At 51.7% G+C, this 22,308-nt stretch carries 17 protein-coding genes; 14 read left to right on the top strand and 3 right to left on the bottom strand.

What is annotated here, in order from left to right; all coding sequences use genetic code 11:
* Positions 1–58 precede the first annotated feature (58 nt).
* The 5 genes from AC3WT9_RS10630 to AC3WT9_RS10610 all read left to right on the top strand — a co-directional run bounded on the left by AC3WT9_RS10630 (position 59) and on the right by AC3WT9_RS10610 (position 6,535).
* Positions 59–1,084: a bile acid:sodium symporter family protein gene (locus tag AC3WT9_RS10630; protein WP_341378141.1), complete on the top strand. Its 1,026-nt coding sequence runs from the start codon at positions 59–61 to the stop codon at positions 1,082–1,084.
* Positions 1,085–1,321: 237 nt separating this feature from the next.
* Positions 1,322–3,355 (top strand): methyl-accepting chemotaxis protein, encoded by a 2,034-nt coding sequence (locus AC3WT9_RS10625; RefSeq protein ID WP_341378142.1) that lies wholly within the window; start codon positions 1,322–1,324, stop codon positions 3,353–3,355.
* A gap of 140 nt (positions 3,356–3,495) precedes the next feature.
* Complete coding sequence (locus tag AC3WT9_RS10620; RefSeq protein ID WP_341378144.1) at positions 3,496–4,848, top strand: helix-turn-helix transcriptional regulator; 1,353 nt, start codon at positions 3,496–3,498, stop codon at positions 4,846–4,848.
* Between the two features lie 280 nt (positions 4,849–5,128).
* Positions 5,129–5,395 (top strand): CD3324 family protein, encoded by a 267-nt coding sequence (locus AC3WT9_RS10615; protein WP_341091743.1) that lies wholly within the window; start codon positions 5,129–5,131, stop codon positions 5,393–5,395.
* A gap of 138 nt (positions 5,396–5,533) precedes the next feature.
* Positions 5,534–6,535 (top strand): phosphotransferase enzyme family protein, encoded by a 1,002-nt coding sequence (locus tag AC3WT9_RS10610; RefSeq protein ID WP_341091744.1) that lies wholly within the window; start codon positions 5,534–5,536, stop codon positions 6,533–6,535.
* A gap of 48 nt (positions 6,536–6,583) precedes the next feature.
* On the opposite strand, the gene AC3WT9_RS10605 is transcribed toward AC3WT9_RS10610, so the two are convergent.
* Entirely contained in the window at positions 6,584–7,858 is a 1,275-nt protein-coding gene (locus AC3WT9_RS10605) for a histidine--tRNA ligase (protein ID WP_341378146.1), read from the bottom strand.
* Positions 7,859–8,179: 321 nt separating this feature from the next.
* Here AC3WT9_RS10605 and AC3WT9_RS10600 point away from each other — a divergent pair, with 321 nt between their 5' ends.
* Together AC3WT9_RS10600 and AC3WT9_RS10595 are read left to right on the top strand one after the other, a co-directional pair.
* Positions 8,180–8,842, top strand: coding sequence for an HD domain-containing protein (locus tag AC3WT9_RS10600; protein WP_341091746.1), 663 nt, complete (start codon positions 8,180–8,182; stop codon positions 8,840–8,842).
* 81 nt (positions 8,843–8,923) lie between these two features.
* Complete coding sequence (locus tag AC3WT9_RS10595) at positions 8,924–10,369, top strand: DEAD/DEAH box helicase (RefSeq protein ID WP_341091747.1); 1,446 nt, start codon at positions 8,924–8,926, stop codon at positions 10,367–10,369.
* 77 nt (positions 10,370–10,446) lie between these two features.
* On the opposite strand, the gene AC3WT9_RS10590 is transcribed toward AC3WT9_RS10595, so the two are convergent.
* Entirely contained in the window at positions 10,447–12,711 is a 2,265-nt protein-coding gene (locus AC3WT9_RS10590; RefSeq protein WP_341091748.1) for an FAD-dependent oxidoreductase, read from the bottom strand.
* A 129-nt stretch (positions 12,712–12,840) separates the two neighbouring features.
* Here AC3WT9_RS10590 and AC3WT9_RS10585 point away from each other — a divergent pair, with 129 nt between their 5' ends.
* The 6 genes from AC3WT9_RS10585 to AC3WT9_RS10560 all read left to right on the top strand — a co-directional run bounded on the left by AC3WT9_RS10585 (position 12,841) and on the right by AC3WT9_RS10560 (position 20,057).
* Positions 12,841–13,596 carry a helix-turn-helix domain-containing protein gene (locus AC3WT9_RS10585; RefSeq protein ID WP_341091749.1) on the top strand — a complete coding sequence of 252 codons (756 nt, stop codon included), beginning with the start codon at positions 12,841–12,843 and terminating at the stop codon, positions 13,594–13,596.
* A gap of 140 nt (positions 13,597–13,736) precedes the next feature.
* Positions 13,737–15,602, top strand: a complete 1,866-nt coding sequence (locus AC3WT9_RS10580; RefSeq protein WP_341091750.1) for a sensor histidine kinase — start codon at positions 13,737–13,739, stop codon at positions 15,600–15,602.
* Positions 15,603–15,617: 15 nt separating this feature from the next.
* The gene (locus AC3WT9_RS10575; RefSeq protein WP_341091752.1) at positions 15,618–16,487 is read left to right on the top strand and encodes a response regulator transcription factor; all 870 of its coding nucleotides are present in this window, start codon (positions 15,618–15,620) and stop codon (positions 16,485–16,487) included.
* Between the two features lie 157 nt (positions 16,488–16,644).
* Entirely contained in the window at positions 16,645–17,961 is a 1,317-nt protein-coding gene (locus AC3WT9_RS10570; protein ID WP_341378147.1) for an ABC transporter substrate-binding protein, read from the top strand.
* A 274-nt stretch (positions 17,962–18,235) separates the two neighbouring features.
* Complete coding sequence (locus AC3WT9_RS10565) at positions 18,236–19,117, top strand: carbohydrate ABC transporter permease (RefSeq protein ID WP_340899243.1); 882 nt, start codon at positions 18,236–18,238, stop codon at positions 19,115–19,117.
* 58 nt (positions 19,118–19,175) lie between these two features.
* A complete protein-coding gene (locus AC3WT9_RS10560; protein WP_341091757.1) occupies positions 19,176–20,057 on the top strand; it encodes a carbohydrate ABC transporter permease in 882 nt (293 codons plus the stop codon).
* A gap of 175 nt (positions 20,058–20,232) precedes the next feature.
* Here the strand turns inward: AC3WT9_RS10560 and AC3WT9_RS10555 are convergent, their stop codons facing one another.
* Positions 20,233–21,948 carry an ABC transporter ATP-binding protein gene (locus tag AC3WT9_RS10555; RefSeq protein WP_341378149.1) on the bottom strand — a complete coding sequence of 572 codons (1,716 nt, stop codon included), beginning with the start codon at positions 21,946–21,948 and terminating at the stop codon, positions 20,233–20,235.
* Positions 21,949–22,164: 216 nt separating this feature from the next.
* Here AC3WT9_RS10555 and AC3WT9_RS10550 point away from each other — a divergent pair, with 216 nt between their 5' ends.
* Positions 22,165–22,269, top strand: a complete 105-nt coding sequence (locus AC3WT9_RS10550) for a YjcZ family sporulation protein (RefSeq protein WP_218642530.1) — start codon at positions 22,165–22,167, stop codon at positions 22,267–22,269.
* Positions 22,270–22,308: the final 39 nt, after the last annotated feature.

The raw sequence follows: 22,308 nt of genomic DNA, 5'->3' as shown, positions 1-22,308 counted from the left end.
TAATGTGAAATCTATGGAGAAGGCTTGTATGCCGCTGCATACATGAAGGTAGAAGAAGATGCTCAATGGAATAAGGAATGGATTGCTGCGTTCCAATACGTTGCTGGAAAAAATAATGCCGCTGCTGACACCGGCTGCTATCGCGTTTGGCGTTCTGAACGAGAGTAGGCTTCTGCCCTTTACCTGGCTGGTGCCGTGGATATTTGCCTTCATGACACTAATTGGCAGTCTCAAGTCTAATTTTCGCGATTTGCTGGCCGTACTGCTCAAACCGCAGAAGCTGATTATTCTGATGGTCATTCTGCATGTGGTTATGCCGCTGATCGGCTGGATTGCGGCGAAGGCTTTTTTTCCTGGCGATCCCTATACGGTTACGGGTTATGTACTGTTGTTCGCCATACCGACTGGAGTCGTCAGCGTGGTCTGGGTATCCATGCATGGCGGCAATGTGGCACTTACGCTGGCGCTGATTCTCATTGATACCTTGCTGTCACCGCTGATTGTACCGGGTACACTACATCTGCTAATGGGGGCAAGCGTGGAAATCCAGCTCGGGGAAATGATGAAGGGGCTGCTGTGGATGGTCGTATTGCCTTCTCTGGCAGGAATGTTGCTGAATCAATGGACGAAGGGAACGGCCGGGAAAGTGTATGGTCCGCCGCTGGCTCCATTTGTCAAAGTAGGACTTTTTATCGTTGTATCAATTAACGGCGCCAGTATTGCCCGGTATTTAAAGCATCCGGACGGCAAACTCGCGCTGATCCTATTCGTCACCTTTGGAACAGTTGTGCTAGGATATGTGATCGGAGCCTTAGTGTCACGCCGCTTTCACTGGGATTATGAAAATTCGGTGGCCGTGCAGTTTAACTCCGGAATGCGCAACCTGAGCGCGGGGGCTGTGCTGGCGGTGAAGTATTTCCCTCCTGCTGTTGCGCTCCCGGTCATTTCCGGGATGCTCTTCCAGCAGATTCTGGCCGCATGCTCAGGATTTGTAATCCGCAGAAGGGTGAGACGCATGCAATCCGAAGATACTGTAGCACAGTCAACCTTAGTGTCTCCAACGGAAACGAAGATTTCCTCATAGAAGTAATATAACGATAAGCAGGCGGAATATCTTTCCGGCCTGCTTTTTTTGAACTGTATAAAAATGATATAGAATGTAATTTTCTGTTTTCTTCGACGAAATACGCTATTATTTTCTGAAATTCTACATCTCATCTTCACTGTTTTCATAGGAATACCGATAATAAATGTAACAAATTACATAGAAATAGGAAGATAACCAGGACTATAAGACCAGTATGAAAGGACGTAGAAAATTATGAAAATTCGTATGAAGCTGTCAGTTATGATGATTGCCGTTACCCTGCTTTCTACTGTAATCATGGGGGCTTTCACCTATAGCAAATCCACTAACACCATTCTGGGCCTTACCGAATCTGCAATGAAGCAAGTCAACACCAATAAAGCGGAAACCATAGCGGCCATGATTGATAAAGAGAAACGTAGTATGGCTCTGGTGGCCGGACAGACCGAAATTATTGAACTGCTGCAACAAAACAAAACCGGCGGAATAGCAGATGGAGATAAGCTGCAGGCCGAAGTGAACACCAGGCTGCAAGGCATCGTGAAGGATGCCGGCAATCTTGAACATATATTTGTATCCGATATGAAGGGGATTGCGGTAGCAGATAGCGACACGGCGCTGGTGGGTACGGATTTCAGCGAAAGAAGTTATGCAAAGCGCGTGATTGAGACCGGTGCCCCGGTCATCAGTGAAACTTTGAAATCGAAAGCTACAGGGGCTTATGTTGTAGCGTTTGTGCAACCGGTGACCAGCGGCGGCCAAATGATCGGCTTTGTCGCCTCGGCTGTCAATGCGAATAGTATTATCAAATACTTGTCCGGTGCCAATGTGGCAAATGCCCCTTCCTCGTACGTCTATCTGGTAGATGAGACCGGAAATATACTGTATCATCCCGATGAGACGAAGATTGGCTTGCCTGTCGAGAATGAGCAGATCAAGGCTGTTGTGGAACGTGTGAAAGCCGGAGAGAAGGTTGAAGACGGCAAAGTGCAGTATAGCATCGGTGATGCGGAGAAAAAAGCTGCTTATACCGTCATTCCCGAAACGAACTGGACAATGGTGCTGACTGGTGATGTCGGGGAGGTCATGCAGCCTGTAGACAATATGACGCATTATATTATCCTGCTTGGTCTGGGGAGTCTGCTGCTGACTCTGATCATTGGATTGTTTGTTGCCGGCAGAATTTCTTCCCCGATTATCAAGCTGACAGAGATGATTAACCAGACCGCTAAGCTGGAACTCAAATACGATGCGCAGTATGAGTATCTGTTGAAGAACAAAGATGAAACTGGAATCATTGCCAAAGCCATGTTCCATACCCGCGCTGTACTCCGGGAAATGGCTGAAAGCCTGATCACCATCTCCACGAAGGTGCTGGACAATGCGGAAACGCTGGAGAAGCTGTCCATTGATGTCAGAGAGAATGCGCATGACAATTCAGCCACGACGGAGCAGCTGTCGGCAGGTATGGAAGAGACGGCAGCTTCAACAGAGGAGATGACAGCAGCGATTCATGAGATCGAGAACAATGTCCGAATGATCTCCGGAAAGGTCAAGGAAGGGACGGAAGTGACCAGCCAAATTATCGAGCGGGCACTGGTGCTGCAGCATGACGCCGTGCAGTCTACGGACAATGCCAAGCGGATTTACGAATCGGTGCGTATCGAAATGGAGAAGGCGATTGAGCAGTCGGGCGCGATCAATGAAATCAATCTCCTGGCAGATACCATTCTGTCGATTACCAGCCAGACCAATCTGCTCGCCTTAAATGCGGCGATTGAAGCTGCCCGCGCGGGCGAAGCAGGGCGGGGATTTGCGGTAGTTGCGGGTGAAATCCGCAAGCTGGCAGAGAAATCCTCCGAAACGGCAGCGGGAATTCAGGATGTCGTCAAGAATGTATACTCTTCCGTAGAGCAGATGAAAGAAAATTCTGAAGCCATGCTTACGTTTATTGACCATAATGTGCTGGGTGATTATGAGCGCCTGACAGAGGTCAGCGAACAGTACAACAGTGACGCCTCCATCATCAACACGCTCATGAACCAGTTCGAGGAGTCCGCAGATCACTTGGATCAGACGGTATCAAGTATCGCGATTGCGGTGAATGAGGTGGCAGCTACTGTCAACGAAGGTGCAATCGGCGTGCAGGATATTGCCGAGAAGACGGCGGATATTGTAGAGAAGACATTCGATGAGGCGAAGATGGCCGACGAAAATACGCAAAGCGCCAAAGAGCTTCAGGGACTGGTGGAGAAATTTAAAATATAAAGCTATAACTTAGACCCCGCCCACACTGGCGGGGTTCTTTTTTTTGTTCATCATCATTACATCTATTGATAGGTACATCCAATTTTTGACCATACTATGGTTAGGATACAGCAGAGAACCGCTGATATGGGGGGGATGTAATGATTAAGATAACACTCGGGGACGAAGAGAAGGAATACAGCCATAATCAAGCAGAGTTGAATGGGTATGGCGTAAGATTAGCGTTACCCCTGTTAACCGTTAAAGATAGAGAAACACGCAGGCTGGATCAGCTCCGGCTTATGCAGGAGAGCTTTCTGCTGCAGATGGTCCGGGAAGCGTGGCTCAGTCCGGAGAAGGTGAAACAACGGCTGCGGCAGCTTCAGCTCCATCCGCTGGCCGATGAGGGAGTGAAGCTGCAATTTGCAGCCGTAGAGCTGCAGATTCCGGCAGGAGAAATAGGAGAGCCACGGAAGCGCCGGAATCAGCTTTATAAGGATTTCCAGCAGATATGCCGCAGGACGGCTGCAGGGTCGAAGGGCGTGTATCCGTTCTGCGATGCCCGAAGCATTAGCCCGGTAATGTATTTCTTGATTGTCATGAAAGACAATGCGTCACATAAGAATGACAGAGCTGAGCACTTCGCCAGAGAGCTTGAGCAGAATATCGAGAGCAAATTGAGGCTGGGGCTTGCCGCAGGAATCGGTGCTGAGCACAAAGGACTGAAGCGGTTAAAGAACGGTTATGCCTCGTGTTTACTGGCTTTAAGCGGGAGCCGCAGCGCTATTCCCGGCAGCGGCACAATAGGGCTGGTTCTCCAGAGCCGTGCCGGTGACCGGTTGACTGCATTTAACCAGGCAACGGTGCAGAGGCTGACGTTGAGTCTAGAACAGCCAGCTAGTGCTGCTTTCCGTCTGGAGCTGGATTCCTTGTTCACTCTGGAGGATGGTGCGGCCTCTCAACTTGAGGTTTGCCGCTTTTTGGCGCAGCGTACGCTGCTGATTCTAGGTGGAGCTGCAGGGAAATTTGAATACGGAGGCACTACGCTCCAAAAATATTTATGGAACAGCCAAATGACGCTTGCCGCCTGCACATCGAGTGAACATGCAAAGGAATTGCTGCTGGAACTAGGGCAGCTGGTCATGGCGGAAGTGAGAAGGACGCAGGCATCCGGTGGAAGAGAGCTGGCCGAGGCTATCAGGAAATACGTGAAAGAACATTTTGCCTACGACTTGAAAGCTCCATCTCTCGCAGCGTTATTTCATGTATCTGAAGCCGAGCTCAGCCGGATATTCAAAATGCATGTTGGCATTCCTTTGAACGACTATGTCACTAAATTGAGAATGGCCCAGGCTGAGCAGCAGCTGCGGGAAAATGCACTGAAATGCTCTGAGATCGCAATGCTGGCAGGTTATTCCGTGACAGACGAATTTATAGGCGCCTTCAAGAAGTACAGCGGCAGAAATCCCAAGGACTACCGGGAGTGGTACTTGAAGAGACAGATGAAGGTATAATAAGGCCTTCTTAAAGAAGGGGTGAAAGGTCTGCGTCTTCATCTTCAAGTCATTTTATGGTAAATTAAATGTAAGCATTGCCGGATTTGAGCGGAAGGGAGACAGGACCATGACAAGTTTCGGCACACAGCTCTATGCAAAGTCTATAGATTAACAACCGCGGTTGTTTGTATAGAGCTGTAAGCAGATTACCGCATAAGTTATCTTGTTGAAGATAATTGTTTCTCCCATAGACTTTGCTCCCTTAAAACGTTTACTAATTTTAAGGAGCGGGCTATAAATGAAATATGTTAACGCAGATGTGATTCTGCCGGAAGTATTGTTGAAGGAAATTCAGAAATATATTCACGGTGGAATGCTCTATATTCCGAAGCCTGAAGGCGTGCGGAAGAAATGGGGCGAGAATTCGGGCAGCCGAAGGTATCTGACAGCGAGAAACAATGAAATCAGGGAGCAGCATGCCGGCGGGGCTACCGCCCGTGAACTTTCCGAGCAATTTTGTCTGTCCTACGACAGCATCAAAAAAATTATCTACTGCAAAAAATAGATTCACAAAATGCCGTATGGGATGAACAGTCCGATGCGGTTTTTTTGTGCAATAATCTCTTTAGAAGAGTTGTCTATCTATTAGCAAAGCGGCGCTGCCATTATAATAAACGGACATATTCGTTAAGGAGGAAGCAGAATGTTCGAAGCTTTTCGCTGTGATACGGATGAGGATAGACAGCTTCTGTTGAAGCAGGCAAGGAGCATGGTGATGTGGGCACTGCCGCAGTATGGGCTGGATTGGACCGCAATTTCATATATTGGTCTGTCCGATAACATCACTTATAAGATTGAGACGGCAAGCACCGGAAGCTATTTGCTGCGGCTGCACGGGCGATGGATGAGCTATGCAGAGATTCAGTCGGAGCTGATGCTGCTTCAGGCGTTGAACCGGGTGGAGAGACTGACTATGCCGGAAGGGGTGGCCAATACAGAAGGCACTTATATCCTCAAGGCAGATTCCGCGGAGGATGCCTCTTCCTTATGGGTTACACTTACCCGCTGGGTCGAAGGGGAGCCTGCTGACGGGCAAATGACGGACCAAAGATTATTCGATATGGGAGCTATGATGGGAGACTTACACATCGCCGCTGCCGGATTCGTTCCTCCGGCTGGGTTTATCCGCCCTGTATGGGGGGAGCAGAGCTTTACGCGTGAGATGGATAAGCTGGGACGTTATTACAGCGGGTTTGTATCTGAAACGGGGTGGAAGACTTATCAGTTAGCTGCTGCAAAAATCCTCTCCGAACTGGAGGACATGGAGGCAAACGAAGATCAATATGGACTGATTCATGGAGATCTGCATAGCGGAAACGTTGTGTTTGCCGGGGAGCAGCCCTATCCGATAGATTTTGGGAGATGCGGTTACGGGTACTATCTCTACGATCTGGCTGCCGCATTATTGGAGCTTTCCCCTGGGCAGCGCAAGCGGTTTATTGAAGGTTATGCAAGCCGGAAGAAGCTGGAAAGCGGATATGTGCGTAGACTCGAATGTTTTTTTATTATGATAATGATCGGAAATTACAGCCATCATGCCTCGAACCCGGCGGAAGTCCCCGGACTGCGGGAGCAGCAGCCATATTCCCAGGCGTATCTCAGGGAATATTTAAAGAGTGCTCCCTTTTTGTTCGAGGTGACTTAAGCCCGAGGAAGTGAAATGATTAGAGGGAATTTTGCGGGTCCAGGAGAATTAGCTGGAAATGAGCGAAATTGCTTCCTCCACGGTAAGCAGTTCCTCCTTGTGTGCAGACATGTCCTTGAGACGGAGCTTGCCGAGTGCGGCTTCGCTTTCGCCGAGCAGCAGACAATAGCGGATGCCTTTTGCTGAGGCTGCGGCCATCGTTTTCTTCAGCTTCCGGGTACCGGAATCTACGGTTATGCGGATGCCTGCGGCCCGCAGCCTTGCAGCGGCGAGCAAGACCTGAGGCATATTCCCGCCAATGGGAACGATCCATACTCCAGGCGGCTCCTGCTGCACCGGACGCTCTCCAAGCAGGGCCATGATCGACTCCATGCCAAATGAAATGCCAACCGTAGGATATTCGATATCCTCCCGTCCGACCAGCTTTCCAATGATGGAATCATATCTTCCTCCGCCCCCAAGGCTGGACGTATAAACACCGGAGGCGTCGAAGATTTCATAGACGGTCCCGGTATAGAAGGATAGGCCGCGTGACAGGAATGGATCGAAGACACAGAAGCCGTCCAGGCCAATTTCTTCAATCAGCTGTTTCAGAGCGAGAACTTCCAGCGCTCCGGGGCGGCCGGCGAGTCCATATTTGCGCGTCAGCTCCTCAAAACCCGGGTTGCCGGATTCCAGCAAAGCGGTAGTCGCCAGTAAGGCCTCCGGAGTTAGTCCTTTATCGTACAACTCCGCCAGCACGCCGCCGATGCCGATTTTGGCGAGCTTGTCGAGGGTCAGCATCACGAAGAGGTGCTCCTGCGCCGGGACCCCTGCCGATTCCAGAATCTCGCCGAGGAACCGGCGGTTGTTCCATTTGACCACCACCGCAATATCCAGTCTGCGGAATACCTCGGCGGCCAGCTGCATCAGCTCTGCTTCAGCCTGCGGACCGGCAATCCCGACCACATCGGCATCGCATTGCAGGAATTCGCGCAGCCGGCCTTTTTTGACCGGACCGTCGCGGAACACCTTGCCGATCTCATACCGCTTGAAGGGGAACTCCATCCCCGGATTGAGGGCAATCACCTTGGCAAAGGGAATCGTCAGGTCGTAGCGCAGTCCCAGTCTGCGGCCGCCCTGGTCGGTAAGCCGGTACATTTCGCGGAGGATTTCGTCTCCACCGGCATATTTGGAGGTCAGCAATTCAAGCTCATTCAGCAGTGTTGTATCCATGGATTCAAAGTCATAGCTTTCAAACAGCCCGCGCAGCACAGCCTGTACCTTTTGTCTGACCGCTTGCTCCCGGCCGAAATAATCGTAGGTTCCTTTAATGTTTTGCATGTTAAGCAGCTCCTTTAACCTCGAAATATAATTCAGCATAAAAAAACGCGCCGGACCTCATGGTCCTGCGCGCTTATGAATGCCGCAGGGAGGTCAAACGCGAAATGCGTTAGCCCTCCCTGATAGATGTTCAGGAGTGCTAACGCTGCTTGTGATGATGAAGCTGATTCTGTATGATGGTAATGCTGTTTGTGCTGTTCACTGAAATCAACTCCCTTTCAGACTGGATTACAGCACATTATAGCGGATAGTGAAAATCCATGCAAGTGTGATACTGCAGATGGTTTAGAATAATCAATTGAACGAAAAGGGGGATTTACTGTGAATCATACACAACTTATTGCCGAGTCTGAAAGGTTTGCGAAGGAGCAGCTGGCCGGAGATTCCACCGGCCATGACTGGTTTCACACAGAACGTGTGCGGAATACGGCAGCGCTGATTGCGGAGATGGAGCAGGGGGATGTTTTTATTTGTACGGTCGCTGCGACATTACATGATGTTGCTGACGAGAAGCTGAACCCTTCCAAGGAAGCGGGACTGGATAAAGTACATAACTGGCTAAAGCAACACCTGGCGGATGAAGCCCAAATCAAACATATCATGCTTATCATTGAGACGATGTCTTTCAGCGGCGGTGGAGGAGAACCGATGTCGACCTTAGAAGGGCGGATTGTGCAGGATGCAGACCGGCTGGATGCGCTTGGCGCCATAGGCATTGCCAGAACGATGGTATTCTCGGGTGCGAAGGGACGTCCGGTGTATGATCCGGAGATCGCGCCGCGCGATGAATCGCTGCAGAAGGAATACCGCGATTATTCCAAGGGGACAGCGGTCAATCATTTTTATGAGAAGCTGCTGAAACTGAAAGACCTGATGAATACCCCCTATGGCCGCAAGCTGGCTGAAGAACGGCATGATTTTATGCTGGGCTTTCTGGAGCAATTTTATAAGGAATGGAATCAAGGCAGCCATAAACTGGTATAATGAAACTATGCACAAGATGGAAGGAACGCGGGAACCCCCGCTTGAACCGGAACAATCGGCATAGAAGAGGTTGAAGTGAACATGAGTGAACTGCAGTTTAAAGAGTATGGTTTGAATGAAGAGATTATCCGGGCACTGGATGTGCTGAAGTATCTGGAGCCGACTGAAGTACAGCGTAAAGTGATTCCTGTAGCCTTGCAGGGGCAGGATTTGATCGTGAAATCGCAGACCGGCAGCGGCAAAACAGCGTCGTTCGGTATCCCGCTCTGCGAGCTGGTGGATTGGGCGGAGAACAAGCCGCAGGCTTTGGTGCTAACCCCAACCCGCGAGCTGGCTGCTCAAGTGAAGGAAGATATCACTAATATCGGGCGCTTCAAACGGATTAAGGCTGTCGCCTTGTTCGGCAAACAGCCGTTTGCCCCGCAGAAAATTGAACTCACGCAAAAGACACATGTTGTCGTAGGTACGCCGGGCCGTGTGTTCGACCATATTGAACGCGGTACGCTGCCGCTGCAGCGGATCAAATATCTTGTTATCGACGAGGCCGACGAAATGCTCAGCATGGGCTTCATTGAGCAGATCGAGAAGATCATCCTGCAGCTGCCCCGGGAACGGGTGACGATGCTGTTCTCCGCCACACTGCCGGAGGCGGTGAAGAATTTATGCCGTAAATATATGCAGAATCCGGCGGATATTGAGATTGAAGCCAGCGGCATCACGACAGCGTCGATTGAGCATGCGCTGATTGAAGTGAGACAAGCTGCCAAATTCCAGCTGCTGTGTGATCTGCTCACCGTGGAGAATCCGGACAGCTGCATTATTTTTTGCCGTACCCAGGATCAGGTGAACGCCTTGTTCCGCGGGATGGCCGATCTGGAGTATCCGGTGGACAAGATTCACGGCGGGATGATGCAGGACGAGCGGTTTGAGGTCATGAATGCTTTTAAGCGGGGCCAGTTCCGTTATCTGATTGCCACCGATGTGGCCGCCAGAGGGATTGATATTGAGAACATCACCCATGTGATCAATTACGATATTCCACTGGAAAAAGAAAGCTACGTCCACCGCACCGGCCGGACCGCACGCGCGGGTAAAAGCGGCAAAGCGATCACGCTCGTTACACCGAATGAGCACAAATGGGTAGCGGACATTGAGGGCTATATCGGTTTCAGGCTGCCGGTAATGAAAGCTCCTTCGGACGATGCTGTGGCCTACGCCAAACCGGCCTTCGATCTGAAGCTGGGCAAGCAGCAGGTCCGCAAAGCGGGCAAAACCGAGGTCATGAACGAGAATATCATGAAGCTGTATTTTAACGGCGGCAAGAAAAAGAAGCTCAGAGCCGTCGATTTCGTCGGCACCATAGCGAAGCTTGAAGGCATCTCCGCAGACGACATCGGGATCATCACGATCCAGGATAACGTCAGCTACGTAGACATCCTGAACGGCAAAGGCGCATTGGTGCTGCAAGCGATGAAAGACACTACGGTAAAAGGCAAGCTGCTGAAGGTGCATATCGCGAAGAAATAACGCAAAGACAGATTGCAAAAAGCAGTATCGGACGAAAGTCTGATACTGCTTTTTGTCTTTGCGGAATGCCGGACCGCTTACTGGTGAACGGCCCCGTATACCCGGATTTCGATAAGCTCCGCATAGCGGCTGCCGTTTGTCGAATCAATCAGTACTCTGAGTTGGTCAGCCTGCACCGGATTCGGCAGACGGTGGACAACCTTGCGCTTGCGGTTATCGCTTCCGGCTGCAACCTCAGTCCACTTCCCGCCGGTAACGCACGCCTCTACCCGGTAGTCACGAACCAACTCGGGAATGATGGCAAAAGCCGTGCGGTGATGATGCAGGTTCACCAGATCTTCGTTGACATCATCGTTGAAGGTCAGGTGGATTTCGGCGATGGACTGCACGGAATCCCACTGCAGCTGCAGCCATTCCGGCTGTCCGCCTGCCATCGGCTGCGACATCCATTGCTGCGGCCCGCCGAACGGGCGGTGATAGCCGTTTACGGCTTTGTCCGCTGCGAAGGCGGCGGTCGGCGACCCGATCCGGCAGCAGAACGGCTGGCGGGCTTTGCCCCGCATCTTCCACAACACCACGGGCTGATCCGTGGCGTGGTCCTCCAGATCCTTAGATACCTGAGGCTCTTCATCCTTGAAGAAGACGAGTACGCCGCTATGCGGCTGCTGCGAATGATACAGACTGACCGCATCGTTTGCCTTGATGATGATAAAAGCATTTTGCGGCTCCTGCGGCTGCCACTGCAGATCGAAGGTAAGCCATTGCTGCTCACCGGCTACGGCGTGGGCAGTTGCCCTTGCCTGCAGGGTATGCGGCACGTAATTTTCCCTGCGCCCGGTGTCCCACAGCTCGGCAGTAACCGAAGTGGCCTGCTTGGCATCCACCAGCAGCTGAAAGCCGCTGATTCCCGGATCCGCAGGAATCAGCACAGCGGCATCCTGCTGCAGCGGATAAGCTTCGCCCGGTTGGGCCAGCTCAATCACGCCCAGCGTGCTTGAGGCAGTGGTCCGCGCTTTGCGGGCGACATCATCTTCATCGCTGCTGCGCAGCCCGATGATCGAGGCATCGCCGCGCAGCAGCGTCTGCCGCAGCTCTTCCAGATGCCGCTCCTGCAGCTGACGCGGGGTGATTCCCTTGCGGCTGCTGAGCGCGGCTCCGGTTCCGGCCGCTTCACCGATCACGGCGCAGGTGGCCATCACTCGTGTCGTGCCGAAGGCGACATGGGAGGCGCTGATATCGCGCCCGGCCATCAGCATATTCCGCACATTGGCGGAATAGAGGGAGCGGAAGGGGATATGATATACCCCGTCGGCATGCATATGCTTGGAGCCGCTGGCGTCGGCATACATCCCCTGCGGCGGATGCAAGTCGATCGACCAGCCGCCAAAGGCTACGCCGTCCGCGAATTCGCGCTGGCCGATAATGTCATTCTGGTTCAGCACATAGTCTCCGGTAAACCGCCGGTATTCACGTTTGCCGGGTAGTGAGCCGACCCATTCCAGCGTCATATTCTCAGCGCCGAACTTGCCGGAATTTTTGATATAATCCCAGATGCCGTAAATGACCGACCACAGCTCGTCGCGGATCATTTCATTGTCATGAACAGCGTCATGCTCGCCGCCCCATTCAATCCACCAGTAGTGGCAGCCGGAATCACCGCTCTTAATGACACGGCGGATCGGAATCGTCGTCTGCGAGATGTCCTTGGCAAAGGAAGGCGGCACAAAATTCACCGGTACGCCGGTATCTTTGGTATAGAAGAGGATAGTGCTGCCCAGCGTAATGTCATCGGCGATCTCCGGCGCCCACTCTTCGCCGTATTCGCTCCGGGCTTCCCGCCCCAGGGCAAATTTGGCTCCGGCCAGAAATCCGATCAGTCCATCACCCGTGCAATCGAGATACATGCTGCTCTTAAAAGTGATTCTCCGCTCCGAACCCATCATCCAACCGGTGACCGCAGTAATCGTCCGCTCCTGCTCGTCACCTTCAGCCAGAACCTCATGGACATCCGTATTCAGGTAGAGTGTGATATTGGGCTCAGCCTTGACAGCCTCCAGTACGACCAGATCCCATAGATAAGGGTTACCTTCCGGATTGCGATACTGGTTCTCCACGAACAATTCACCCATAATTCCCGTTTCCCGGGCGTAGCGGTTCGTGCCGTGTGCTGTTGCTCCGCAGACCCAGACCCGCACCTCGCTGCTGGAATTACCTCCGAGCACAGGACGGTTCTGGATTAGAGCCACCTTTTGCCCAAGTCTCGCCGCAGCAATTGCCGCACATACCCCAGCCAGCCCGCCGCCGATCACCGTAATGTCATTTTGCACTAGCTCCTGCTTCATGAATGAGCACCTCTTAGGATTATATTCTTAATGCATATCTATAATTTCATAATGAAGCTGCTGCTTTACTTTTGAAATGCACGATTATATCATTAAGCATATACTTTATTTCGAGAAAGGGATGGAGCCATGAAACTTCTGGACCATATCTACTGGAAGCAGAAGACGAGTTTTGCCCTGCCAAGCGACTGCTATGATTCCTGGGTCGCCTTTGCGGTAGAGGAGGGGCTGTTCCGCTTCGAAATTGGAGAACATGGCGGTGAAGCAGGGTTTGCAGATTTGGTCGTCTGCCCTCCCGGAACCCCCTTCATTCGTGAGACAATCACACCGCTCACCTTCCATTACATCCAGTTCACCCCGGAGAATGATGCTAGCCTGCCGCAGCCGGGGCTCCTGCAGCTTAGCGATACGAAGCGTTTAAGCTCGACCTATGCCTATTTGCGCCAGCTCAGTGAAGACAATAGTCCAGCAGCAAGGGATTGGAAGCAGCATCTTATTAAAGACCTGTGGCTGCCGGTTCATATGGAGAGCCGGGCGGAAGCCGGAGGGCGTAAATTCTCAGAAGACGCAATGATGGATGAAGCAGCATCCCTCATTGCCGATAGAGCCGCTGAACCGCTCAGCCTGCTGGAGCTCGCCCGGGAGCTGGGACTCAGTCCCGTGCAGTTTACTCGGCGCTTCCGCGCAGCTTTTCAGGAGACGCCTTCCTCCTATTTGAAATCGCTACGGTTGGCCAAAGCACGCCTTCTGCTGAAGGACAGTGAACTGAACCTGGCCCGGATTGCCGAAAGATGCGGCTATGAGAACGGATTCTATTTAAGCCGGGTGTTCACGAACAGCACCGGGATGAGTCCGGCGGAATACCGTAAACGGCATAGGCTGTAGAAGCATAGAACAAATCTGTGCATCATAACCCCGGTCTATAGGAGCAATGGGACAAAACAATGCAATTTCCTCCAGCTTCAGCCGGGTGACCCCTGCAGATGTTATAATAAGCCCACAAATGAAGGGAGAGAGCTGCGGAAATGAAGAAGCCGGACTGGAAGATGTTTATACCCCAGAAGCTGAGATACAGGCTGTTCGGCGCTTTTCTCATCCTTATTCTTCTGCCGTTCAGTGTGCTGAATGTATACAACTACAGGCAGATTGAATCCCTCGTCGAGGAGAAAATCAGCCAGCAGAGCCACGAGCAGCTGGTGCAGATGTATGGAACGCTGGAGGATCAGATGAGCGTAGCCTTCAAGACGCTGATCTTTCTGGAACAGGATTCGGCGGTCCGCAGTGTTCTGACAAAGCCAGGCAACCGGTCGCCTCTAGAGAATAAAGCGCTGATCGAAGAAAAATTCAAAATGCTCAACAACAGCTTTTTCCTATACAATCCTTCCGTATATTTCACCCTGCTGGACTTTCATGAGAGCGTATACACTTCTTATTTGCCGAAACAGGCGCTGGCCTACGAACCGTACCGTGAGCTCTTCCGCCGCCATCTGGGGAGCGTTGTCCCAGCAGATCAGGGCACGGTCCAAAGAGAGGCTGCCCTCCCGGGTGAAGCAGCAGCGCAAACATTGGATTCCGCAGAAGCCCAAGGCCTGTTCTACCAGTGGGATTCACGGGACGGGAACAATATGCTGCGGGAGGTATCCACCAGCCCTTATCTGCTCTCGCTTTATGCCTATATGAAGGACAGCGGAGGCAACCGCTACGGACTGGCCCGGATCAGTATCGATTATTCCTTCTGGTTCCAGTCCGTCCTCAAGGAATCCCTGAGCAGTCAGGATTATTTTCTGATTACCGGCAAGGGAGAGACTGTGGCCCGCTCCTCCAAAAAAGCGGTGCTGGCCCCGGAGATCACCCGGGAAATAGCCCTCCATCCTGCACAGGCGTATCTTACCGATGACAAGTCCGGCACACTGATCAATTATGTCTACATCGAGTCGCTGGACTGGTATATGGTCAACCGGATTCCGCTGGCCGTGTTGTTTAATGAAATTTCCGGGCTGAAGCAGCGTTATTTCCTGACGTTTTTTGCCTTCACAGCTGCATTTGTACTCATAGCCTTTATGATCTCTGCTACCTTTACCCGTCCTTTGTCGCATCTGCAGAACAAGATGAAGGATGTCGTCCGCAAAAACCTGAAAATCCGCATCCCCGAAGGCCGGAGTCATGGCGAAGTGCTGGAGCTGACCCGGACCTTCAATACAATGCTGGATGACACGAATAAGCTGATTGCCCAGTTGAAGGCAGAGGAGCGGCAGAAGGAGGCGGTTCATTTCCATATGCTGCTGGCCCAGATGAACCCGCATTTTTTGCTGAACACCTTGAACACGATGAAATGGAGCGCCATCCGCAGCGGGAATGAGGAGATCTCCGAAATGTGCGTGTCGCTGGGCAAGCTGCTGGAGGTCAGCCTGAATGCTGAGGTTGAGCTGGTCTACCTCAAGGACGAGATCGAGCTGGTTCAGGCTTACCTGCATATTCAGCGGATCCGGTATCAGGGCAGCTTTGAGGTAACCTGCGACTTTGACGATGAGCTGGAGTATGCGCTGGTGCCGAAGCTGAGCCTGCAGCCGCTGGTGGAGAATGCGATCCGCCATGGCGTCGGGCCTCTGACTGAACGGGGGCAGATCAGTATCCGTATTTACAGAAATGATAAAGCGCAGCTTACGCTGGAGGTCGGAGATAACGGCATCGGCATGGAGGAATCCAGACGCCTGCAGGTGACACGGACCCGTAAGGGGATCGGTCTGTCCAACCTGAAGGAACGGCTGCGGCTGCTCTTCAAGGGCCAAAGTGAGCTGGAGATCCTCCAGCTGTCACCGGGAACCCTGATCCGGTTCAGTATTCCCTTCCTGCTGTCGACACCTTATGTGCAGGACAAGAAGATCCAGTAAAAGGAGGAAGGTCTCATGTGGAGCGTACTGCTGGTGGAGGATGAGGTATTCGTAAGAGAGTCGGTGCGGGAGATAATTTCCTGGGAGGAGCTCGGCTTCATGGTTATCGGCGAGTCCGGCAACGGGACCGAAGCGCTGGAACTAATCACGCGGGATAAACCTGATCTGGTGCTCGCGGATATCGTGATGCCTGGTCTGAACGGCATTGAGTTGTTGAAGCAGACCCGTCAAGCGGGTCTGAATACGAAATTTATTATGCTGACCTGCATGGGAGAGTTCGAATATGTCCGCCAAGCGATGGAATACGGGGCCTCCAATTATATTCTCAAGCTGTCAATGAGCGTAGGTTCATTGCGGGATACGCTGCGCAAGGTTAGCGCCGAGCTGAGTGCCGGCAGTCACCGGAATGTTGCTCTTTTGGAGGCAGACGGGATTCCAGCGGTTGTTGCAGCTTCTGCGGAAGCACCTGACACCGCTAACCCCGGACCGGGTGCGGCTTTTCCTGAAGATGAGGTGAAAAATCAGCCGCTGTCCGGCTTCGGGTCCCTGTCCGGGCCTGTTGTTTCGCATCCGGAGATTAGCAAGATCATTGAATATATCGGAGAGCATTATGACCGCGATATTACAGTCAAGTCTATGTCCCGCTATGTAATGATGGGAGAGAATTATATCAGCGCCTTATTCAAAAAGAAAACCGGGCATACACTGATCCATTATCTGCACGGTGTGCGGATGGAGAAAGCGGCAGTGTTTTTGCGGGAGACCGATCTGCCTGTGCATGAGGTGGGGCATCGGGTGGGCTTTCCGAGCGATAACTATTTCATCAAAATCTTTAAGCGCTGGACCGGATGCACCCCGAGCCAATACCGCCACCGTGAGGAATAGAAGAAATATGTGTGAGCATTTTTGCCCGGTCCCTGCTCAAATTCCGTATATTTGTTCCGCCAGGATGGTGGATTTGTATCTAAAATGCCTCCAGCGTCCCTGCTAGGATGTAAGGGAAGCACAATCCATAACATAAACGGGGAGGCAGACAGAAACGATGAAAACTAAAAAAGGGTTGACCCTGCTGGCGGCATGCGTGCTGATGCTTGGGATACTGGGCGGATGCGGAGGAAACAAAAATAACACCGGTGGAGAAGCGCAGGGGAATGAAGGCAGCAAAGCGGTGAAGTTAACCATGTGGGGTGCCGTTCCGCCGGAGAACGGACCACAGGAGGTTGTGGATACCTGGAATGCGGAGCATCCTGAGATTCAGGTCGAATACGTACGTTTTGTCAATGATGATGACGGCAACCTGAAGCTTGATACCGCACTCTCGACGGGGCAGAACGTCGATCTGTTCGTCAATTATACTCTGACCAATCTGGATAAACGCATCAAGGGCGGCACTGCCCTCGACCTCGGCGAATTCAGCGACTACAACATCGACGAGAAAATGGGTGCGGATGCTGCTACCTGGAAAATAGACGATAAATACTACGGGATGCCAACCAAAAAGAATGCTTTGTTTTTTGCCTTGAACAAGGATGCGCTCGATAAAGCCGGGCTGGCCTTACCAACGGCATGGACCTGGGATGAAGCAAGAGAATATGCCGCCAAGCTGAAGGCGGAGGGGTTCAAGTACGGGCTGGTGCAGCATACGGCCTCGCTGGTTGATCCGCTGGATTCCGTTCTCGTGAAGAACGGTTATGTCAAGGCGGATGGCAGCTCTAACCTTGATGATCCGCTGATCATCAAATGGCTTGAAACGCTGAACGGAATGATGCAGGAGGATGCCACCACCCCGCCGCTTGGCGAGCAGCTGACCTCCAAGATGCCTGTGGAGAACATGTTCCTCGGCGGAGAATCAGCGATGATCAACATTGGGGAATGGCTGATCCGCAGCTCCAACAATATGACGGATTTTCCGCGTGAGTTCACCATCGCCTTTGCTCCCGTTCCAAGGCTGGCGGATAATGAAGCGGATTTCGTCAAAAGCGGCGGACTGGGCGACTTCATCTCCATCAACGCCAAATCCAAAAATAAACAAGCGGCCTGGGAGTTCCTGAAATGGTATGCCGACGGCGGCATGATTCCGATGGCGGCCGGAGGCCGCCTGCCTTCCTCCAATGCGGTGGACCAGCAGACCGCGATCACCCATCTGCTCGGCGAGCATGCGGACACCTATGATAAAGCTTCGCTTCAGTTCGTGCTCTACGGCGATAAGACGCCAACCTTTGTCCGCAGCATCGCCCAGGAAATCGTAGATATGCGCGCCCAGGAATACGAGAAATATTTTCTTGGCAGCCAGACCGCGGAACAAACGGTACAGAGTATGGTCAAACGCCACAATGAATGGCTGAAGCAGAATCAGTAAGCCGCTGCCGGTTGTGCTGCATAGAACCGTTCCCTTATGGGGAGCGGTTTTTTTAAACTTCTATTTCTCGCTGAAACGGATACCGTCCTTTTGAGGACGGCGAAGCCGTTTCCACTTGTCCACGAATAGAACATTTCCATCCGCATGCCCCTAAGCAAACAAGCTGCAAAATAAGTAATTCTGTGATATCCATTCGGTGGTTATGTTCCTTAAAAGCCGCCGTCAGGCTTGTTATGCTTAGGTCGAGATCATACAGCTAAGGAGTGGGGGAACAATGAACAAATCATGGATGAAGCGGCAGAGCAGGCTCGGCTATCTGTTTATCGGACCGAATATGCTCGGGGTCCTGTTGTTTTTTATTATACCGGCCGCCTATTCGTTTTATCTGATGTTCACCGATTACAAATTTATGGACCCGGAGATTCATTTTGTCGGTCTGGACAACATTTCGAGGATGCTGGGAGACGAGCTTTTTTATGTGGCACTGAAGAATACGCTTATCTTTCTGCTGGCCGTTCCGGTGTCGATTCTGCTGGCTTTTATAGTGGCGGTTATTCTGAACAAATCTGTTTATTTTCAAAAAACGCTGCGGGCGCTTTATTTCATGCCTTACATTACCAGCGGCGTAGCTATTGCATTTGTCTGGATGCTGCTGTTCCAGCCGACCTCGGGTCCGATTAACGGATTCCTGCGCGGTATTGGCATTAACCATCCGCCAGGGTGGCTGTCCACGACGGAAACCTCGATGTATGCGATTGACATCATCTGGATCTGGTTCATGCTGGGCTACAACATGATTATTTTTCTGGCAGCCCTGCAGGAAATTCCCGAAGAGCTGATGGAAGCCGCCAGAATCGACGGAGCCCGTCCTTGGCAGAGCATCCGCCGTATAGTCTGGCCGCTGGTGAGTCCTACAACCTTTCTGCTGCTGATCACCGGGCTGATCATGACGATCAAGAACTTCGGCATCATTCAGGCGATCACCCAGGGAGGGCCGGGAAACAGCACAACGGTGCTGTCGCTGTTCATTTATCAGAATGCCTTCCGCTATTACGAGATGGGTTATGCCGCCGCCATAAGCTGGGCGCTCTTCGCGATTATCATGATCTTCACCGTGTTCCAGTGGGTTGGCCAAAAACGCTGGGTCCATTACTGAGTGGACAGTTCAGCGTCCGGGTGATGGCTTCGCCACCAAATTTTCAGGAGGATTTCCGATGCAAAAAACAACGATTAGACCGGCAGCGCCTTACCTGCAGGAGATCAAGGCTGATTCTTCCGTCAATATCCGCAAAATCATTGCTACCCTTGTGATGTCCGGTTTCGCCCTGCTGATGATTGTGCCTTTTATCTGGATGATCAGCACTTCGTTTAAGTCACCTGCGGATGTGTTCAAATATCCGGTTCAGTGGATTCCTTCCAGCTTGAATTGGGAGCATCATATCAAGGTGTGGAGCGGGAATGACAGCTTTATTACCTATTACCTGAACTCGCTGAAAATATCGCTGATCAGCACGGCCGGTGCAGTGTTCTTCTCTGCTTTTGCCGCTTACGGGTTTGCCCGGATTCAGTTCAAGGGGCGGGAGCCGCTGTTCCTGGTCTACCTGTCGATGATGATGGTTCCGCCGCAGGTGCTGTTCGTGCCGAAGTTTCTGATGTTTGATTGGGCGGGCATCTATAATACACATTGGGCGCTGATTCTGCCCGGCATGTTCACGATCTTTGGAGTGTTTATGCTGCGCCAGTTCTTCCTGTCCGTACCCGCGGAAATTTCTGAAGCGGCATTTATCGACGGGGCAGGGCATTTCCGGATCTTTTTCCGGCTGGTGCTGCCGCTGGCCAAGCCCGCCCTGGCTACTCTTGCAGTCATCGACTTTTCCTGGCACTGGAATGATTACGAGAATGCGCTGGTTTTCCTGCTAGATAAGGATTTATATACCGTTCCTCTTGGCCTGCAAAATTTCATTCTTGAGAACAACGTAGACTACAACGGCATGATGGCGGCAGCAACAGCAGGCATTATTCCGATGATTATCGTTTTTCTGCTGGGGCAGAGGTACATTATTCAAGGAGTGGCCGGCAGTGCAGTGAAGGGGTAGGGAAAGAGGCAGGTAAACGCAGAACAACCTTCCGCAATCAGCCCATAGGGCTGTAGAGCGGAAGGTTGTTCTTATTTCTGCATGATGTCCTATGTCCTATCATTCCTGCATAGGACAATTCTCGGCCTTACGTTGCGCTATTGTTTCCTTGAGCATTTATTTCATTCTCTGCGTTTTACGCATTATACTGCGCCTGGTACAGGCGGCTGTAAGTGCCTCCGGCGTTGACCAGCTCTTCGTGGCGGCCTTCCTCGGAGATGCCGTCTTCGTTTACAACAATAATCCGGTCAGCATTTTTGATCGTCGTGAGACGGTGGGCAATCACAAGGGTGGTACGGCCCACCGACAGGTCAGCCAGCGACTGCTGGATGGCGGCTTCTGTTTCCGTATCCAGCGCCGAGGTGGCTTCATCCAGAATCAGGATTGGAGGGTTCTTAAGGAACATTCTTGCGATGGCCAGGCGCTGCTTTTGTCCCCCGGACAGTTTCACGCCGCGTTCCCCGATCACTGTATCCATGCCATCCGGCAGGCTGCTAATCAGCTCTTCCAGGTGGGCGCGTTTGGCAGCTTCCCAGATTTCCGGAAGCTCCGCATCCAGCTTGCCGTAGGCGATATTCTCACGGATTGTGCCGGAGAACAGGAAGACGTCCTGCTGCACAATCCCGATTTGCTTGCGCAGCGAATTCAGCTTCATGTCACGGATGTCTATTCCGTCGATGGAGATGCTGCCGCCGGTGACGTCATAGAAGCGGGGCAGCAGGCTGCAGATTGTGGTTTTGCCCGCGCCGGAAGGGCCGACAAAAGCAATCGTATCCCCGGCGTTGACCTTCAGGCTGATCTCCTGCAGTACCGAACGATTGTCGTCATAGCCGAAGCTGACGTTTCCGAAGATAATATCTCCGCGCAGCGAACCGACTTCCACCGCACCCGGCTTATCGGCGATATCCGGCTCTGTATCAATCACCTCAAGATAACGCTTGAACCCGGCAATACCTTTCGGATAGCTCTCGATAACGGCATTGATTTTCTCAATCGGCCGGAAAAAGACATTGGACAACAGGATGAAAGCAACAAACTCCCCGATCTCCAGCTCTCCCTGAATAAAGAACCAGGCGCCGCAGACCATGACCACAATTGTAATCAGGCGTGTCATCATATAACTGACTGACGAGCTTTTGGCCATCAGCTTGTAGGCCATCAATTTGGTCTGGCGGAACATTTGGTTATCAACAGCGAACAGTTCTTTTTCATATTCTTCATTGGCAAAGGATTGCACCACGCGGATTCCCCCGACATTGTCCTCGATCCGGGCATTGAAATTGCCTACGTTGCCGAATAGCCGGTGGTAGGTAGAGGTCATGCTGCGTCCAAAATGGATGATGACCCAAGCCATAATCGGCACGATAATGAACGTGATCACGGCCAGCTTCAGATTGATATCGGCCATCAGGATAAAGGCTCCGATCAGCGTCATCACGGCAATGAACACATCCTCAGGACCGTGATGCGCCACCTCGCCGATATCGTTCAAATCATTGGTAATCCTACCGAGCAAATGCCCGGTTTTATTGTTATCGAAGAAGCGGAAGGAGAGCTTCTGGATATGATCAAACATCTTTTTGCGCATATCTGTTTCAATGTTTATTCCCAGCATGTGCCCCCAATAGGTGACAACATAATTCATTGCGGTATTAAGAGCGTAGATGGCAAGCAGGGCAATGCTGGCGATCAGAATTAACGACCAGTCTTGTCCGGGGAGCAGATCATCAATAAATTTATTCACGGCCACCGGAAAGGCCAGCTCTAAAAGCCCCGCACCCACCGCACAGGTGAAGTCGAGAACAAACAGCTTCTTATAAGGACGATAATAGGAAAAAAAACGACGCAGCATCTCTTGTTCACTCTTTTCTGTAATGTTATGTATTCTAGTTGAGAGTGATTCTCAACTACCTTTATTCTTAGGATACTAAAGAGGGTTGTCCGATTTGTCAACCGCAAGAATAATTTAAATTGCAGGGGAAGTGAGTAAGTTCTTGTCGTTTCACCCAGACCAGACTGGATATTTCCACATATTTTAAAAGTATTCAAGTATAAAGGAGGAGTTAACATGAGCGAAAATGTTGGAGGATACGGCGGTGCTTTCACTTCCACTGGAGCGATTCTGGTGTTGTTCATCCTGCTCGTAATCATCACTAAATCTCTCTGGGTATAATCAGCTGAATTAATCTTCAGCAAAGCGGCCGGTCCTTTT

It is taken from the genome of Paenibacillus sp. EB106-06-01-XG199 (assembly GCF_058791575.1).
The sequence above is the reverse complement of the archived record's forward strand: the minus strand, read 5'-3'. Positions and strand labels throughout refer to the sequence as shown.

Excerpts from the sequence above, each read along its gene's own strand:
- AC3WT9_RS10630 (WP_341378141.1), top strand. The coding sequence starts at position 59 with ATGCTCAATGGAATAAGGAATGGATTGCTGCGTTCCAATACGTTGCTG.
- AC3WT9_RS10625 (WP_341378142.1), top strand. The coding sequence starts at position 1,322 with ATGAAAATTCGTATGAAGCTGTCAGTTATGATGATTGCCGTTACCCTG.
- AC3WT9_RS10620 (WP_341378144.1), top strand. The coding sequence starts at position 3,496 with ATGATTAAGATAACACTCGGGGACGAAGAGAAGGAATACAGCCATAAT.
- AC3WT9_RS10615 (WP_341091743.1), top strand. The coding sequence starts at position 5,129 with ATGAAATATGTTAACGCAGATGTGATTCTGCCGGAAGTATTGTTGAAG.
- AC3WT9_RS10610 (WP_341091744.1), top strand. The coding sequence starts at position 5,534 with ATGTTCGAAGCTTTTCGCTGTGATACGGATGAGGATAGACAGCTTCTG.
- AC3WT9_RS10605 (WP_341378146.1), bottom strand. The coding sequence starts at position 7,858 with ATGCAAAACATTAAAGGAACCTACGATTATTTCGGCCGGGAGCAAGCG.
- AC3WT9_RS10595 (WP_341091747.1), top strand. The coding sequence starts at position 8,924 with ATGAGTGAACTGCAGTTTAAAGAGTATGGTTTGAATGAAGAGATTATC.
- AC3WT9_RS10590 (WP_341091748.1), bottom strand. The coding sequence starts at position 12,711 with ATGAAGCAGGAGCTAGTGCAAAATGACATTACGGTGATCGGCGGCGGG.
- AC3WT9_RS10585 (WP_341091749.1), top strand. The coding sequence starts at position 12,841 with ATGAAACTTCTGGACCATATCTACTGGAAGCAGAAGACGAGTTTTGCC.
- AC3WT9_RS10580 (WP_341091750.1), top strand. The coding sequence starts at position 13,737 with ATGAAGAAGCCGGACTGGAAGATGTTTATACCCCAGAAGCTGAGATAC.
- AC3WT9_RS10575 (WP_341091752.1), top strand. The coding sequence starts at position 15,618 with ATGTGGAGCGTACTGCTGGTGGAGGATGAGGTATTCGTAAGAGAGTCG.
- AC3WT9_RS10570 (WP_341378147.1), top strand. The coding sequence starts at position 16,645 with ATGAAAACTAAAAAAGGGTTGACCCTGCTGGCGGCATGCGTGCTGATG.
- AC3WT9_RS10565 (WP_340899243.1), top strand. The coding sequence starts at position 18,236 with ATGAACAAATCATGGATGAAGCGGCAGAGCAGGCTCGGCTATCTGTTT.
- AC3WT9_RS10560 (WP_341091757.1), top strand. The coding sequence starts at position 19,176 with ATGCAAAAAACAACGATTAGACCGGCAGCGCCTTACCTGCAGGAGATC.
- AC3WT9_RS10555 (WP_341378149.1), bottom strand. The coding sequence starts at position 21,948 with ATGCTGCGTCGTTTTTTTTCCTATTATCGTCCTTATAAGAAGCTGTTT.
- AC3WT9_RS10550 (WP_218642530.1), top strand. The coding sequence starts at position 22,165 with ATGAGCGAAAATGTTGGAGGATACGGCGGTGCTTTCACTTCCACTGGA.